We start from the raw sequence: 3,680 nt of genomic DNA, 5'->3' as shown, positions 1-3,680 counted from the left end.
ATTCTGGGGGAGGGGGGCGTTGTGCGCGGTCGGTCAAAATCAGACTCGCAATCCGCTTCGCTGCGTTTCGCAATGGCCAAACCTCAAAACGCAGAACCGATTTCGTCCTTGGTGAATAATGCGGGTTTAGCAGCTCCGCAATCAATTTGTGAGCTTTCACTGAATCGCCGGACTGAGCGAGTGCCAGTGCGATCGATGAGATCGCATTGGTACGAACTTGCGGATCTTCGATCAAGCGATTGACTTCCAGTGCTAAATCAAATTCTTGAGCGCTCAGGAGGCTGGCAATCAAATTATTCAGCGAGGCGGAATGCTTAGCACGTTTCTTCGAACTGTTTGCGATCCCTATGACTTTATGGACAACAATGCGTGCTTGGTCGGTTTTTCCCGCCTGAAAACAGATATCGGAAATCCTGGTCAATCCCCAGATTCTGTTGGTCTGATCGGTGACTTCGTCCATCACCGACACTGCCAAATGAAACTTCCCAACGTCTGCCAGCTGATGAGCGAAAGTGGTTAGGTCTTTCTCAAGATAAGCCCGCTCCGGGGCCGCTAGAACGAAGTTCAGCGCCGCCTTCAATTCACCCGCGCGGACTAGGCGAGTCATGACACCTTGAACGATTTCGCTTTCGTTTATCATGCGCCTTCGGACTTCAGTTGGACGAACTCGCCGCACTAACTCGTGCGCGCGTTCATAATGTCCAGCGAGAGTTAGTGCGGTTGCAGCCTGACAGGTAGGACTATTGAGCCCCAACGTCGGATTCTTATCGCTTTCGACCGATGTTTCTAGAGCCGTCGCGACCTTCTCGACAAGTTCCGCATGCTTCGCTCGATCAAGCTGGGAACCGACGAAGCCAAGTGCTTGCCTTCTTTGAATCGCACCCTCGATTTCCAACACGACATCCACCGCTAACTCTGGTTTACCATTACGCACTAGACCAATCGAGAGCTCAGACAAGAGTGCGTCGGCATAGTCAATCTGCTGGGCCAGTTGGATCGCTTGCTCGTTTTGCCCCACTCGAACCAGCGTCTCTACCGTCCTTGCGAGCAGGGCGTCTCGATAGCGTCCGGGCGGGTGTTCTAGAGCTATCTCAACGGCTTGGTTTAGTGTTTGGGTAGATAATTCGCCTTGCTTTGCTTCGTACTGAACTTGCGCAACGTTGTTCAAGGCGTCCGATGAGCTTGCTCCCTTTTCCGAAGCCTTGGTCAACAGATCCAGAGCGAGCCCTTGTTCGCCGTAGCTAATTTTTGCGGAAGCAACCTGGGTCATCACGGCCGCTTCCAACAGTGGACTCTTTCGCATCGCCCCAACTGCCAAAACGCTATCTAAGATTGGGGACACCATCTCATTATCCCGAATCAAACAAGTCTGTGCAGTGATCGCGGCCAGTATGCCGGTTAACTCACTTTCGTACTCGATTTCTGTAGCCGCAGCGACAGCCTCAGACAACAGAGCGGAGCCGCGGGCGGTGTTGCCGAGTGCTATGAACTCGGCAGCGATCGCATGAAGCATACTTGAACGCAGTGAAGCGTTCTCAATCTCACGGATGGCGGTTACCGCCTGTTGCAGCATTCGGCGTGTCTCCTGATCTTCGCCTTGCATTGTCGATTGAATTGTGACATCAAACAGCTTGACAGGTCGGTCAGGCCCGAGTTTCCCATAAGGCGGGTGCTGATCTCGCAACATCCTCTCGCTATGATTGATCTCACCGAGAGTCCTGAAAGCGATGGCGATGCTACGGTGAGCGAAGTAATGCACAAACTCCGGTCTCCACCGCCATTTTATTAATGCTCTTTGCGTCTTTTCGAACAGATCCTTGGCCTCCGCGGTGCGTCCGATGGCGCGTAGTTGCCTTGACAAGTCTTGCAACACAATGACGCGCTTATAACCATCATCGATCTCGTCCGTCGCTTCTTGCGCTGCCGCCAGGGCTGACTGAAATCGGGCGGGATCGTTCATCAAAGACTCGGTACTTGCAATACGTCCCAAGACGAACGCTTGCAGAAAGGCCGACGTGACGTTTGGGAGCTCATTGTTCGCGGATGTCAGCGACTCGCAAGACAAGTCGCTTGCACCGACTCTTGACTGGGACACCGCTAATTCACAATAGGCGATCGCCCTCGCGGCGGCTTCCGTCAACTGGGTTATCTCTTGACGTTCTTCTTCGAGCAACGCCAGTCCGACATCCGAGCGACCGATCTCTGACTGAATCCTGGCCACTTGATGCCTAAGGAGTGATCTGATGTTCCTCTCGCGGATGAATGGTAAGATCGAGACAACTTGCTCAATCGCCAGTTTTAGCGTCGCCGAGTCGTCCGAACTTGAACAATCAATGGCGACACGCATGAACGCCGTTGCTTGGTCGGCCGGCACTTCAATCTGCCTCGCCCAATCAAACGCTGAATCAACCTCACCGGATTTCAGGGGCATTTCAACTATCAGCAATGAACCACGCGTTCGCTCGATAGGTGTCGCAGGCTGTTGCAACAATTCGATCGCCGCTTGACGCTCACCGGCTGCCATCAAGATCGAGGCAATCTCGTATGCGAGGTAAGTGCGAGTTTCCTCGTCGTGAATTTCGATCAGTAACGATTGGGCTTGGCGCATGGTATCGACCACCGCCGATCGATTCCCGCTTTCCGCCCAGGCGAGTGCGAATTGGACCAGCATCTGAATTTTGGATTCCGGTGACTTCACGAGCGAGACCAACTCGAAAGCTTCCCCTTTCTCAAATTTCATTCCACGCGATTGACTGATCTCAAAAAAGGCATCGTCGCCGGCACCCGACCGTTGTAGTTCTAAAGCAGCCTGACGTGCAAACGTTGGGGTGTCGCGTGTCATAACGGCGTCGAACACTTGCCGCAACATTGGAATTCTTTGTTCTTTCGTTCGAACACGTGTGGCAATGCGGATTGCTGAAACAAAGTCCCCATCCCCTATCAGAGTCGAGAGCAAAGTTTCCTCCGATGTCACATCAGTCGAAAGCGCCAACAACATGCCGGCCATGCTGGAGTAGTCAACGGTCTTCGCTGCTTGGCTATGATCTAGCACCATTCGCATTTGAATCCGCGTCGCTTGGGCCATCTCATTTCGCCCAGCATTTTTAAGCGTGGCCGCGAGCGTCGCCAACGCCCTCACTCGATCCACCGGCGTTTTGATCTGGTCGGCCGTATGCTGCATCAGGCCCAGGGGCGTCGACCACGGCGAAGTTGAAACTGCAGGAGGCGTGCCGTCCTGGTTGATCTGCGCCACGATTGGGGCGTAACCAGCAAACAGAAACAAAAACCAACACAGGACAACGCGAGCAACGATGATCATGGTGTCGGGTTCTCGAAAAGTGGAAGAGCACAAGAAGCGTCCTTCGTAGGATAGCAATTTCTTCGACCGACCGCGCGAGATAGCTTGAATCGACCCCATCGCTAGAAATCACATAACAACCTCCGGGTTCTCGATGCGGCTTTTGCTGAAGCCCTTTGAGACTTGGTCCGCGAGCTTCACGTTTGGACTATCAATGATGCCGATGTCGCGAAAACGATTCACGGCTATAGGTAGATTCAACCCGCCTTATTCACCAAGCGCGCCTTTAGGGTAGAAACCATCGCGTGAAACGCTACGTTTATCGGTTCACTACAACCAACTCAAACGCAAAGCAGGATCACGCGATGGGTGAAGTACAACG

Annotated in this window: 1 protein-coding gene; it reads right to left on the bottom strand. The window is 53.3% G+C overall.

The features are described from left to right. Positions 1-1,960, bottom strand: a 1,960-nt coding sequence (locus tag Pla100_RS30130) for a hypothetical protein (RefSeq protein WP_146583094.1), incomplete at its 3' end; no start/stop codon positions are given. Between the last annotated feature and the right edge of the window lie 1,720 nt (positions 1,961-3,680).

The sequence above is a fragment of the Neorhodopirellula pilleata genome (assembly GCF_007859915.1).
Classification (GTDB): Bacteria; Planctomycetota; Planctomycetia; order Pirellulales; family Pirellulaceae; genus Rhodopirellula; species Rhodopirellula pilleata.
This window is presented reverse-complemented; position numbering and strand designations above follow the sequence as displayed.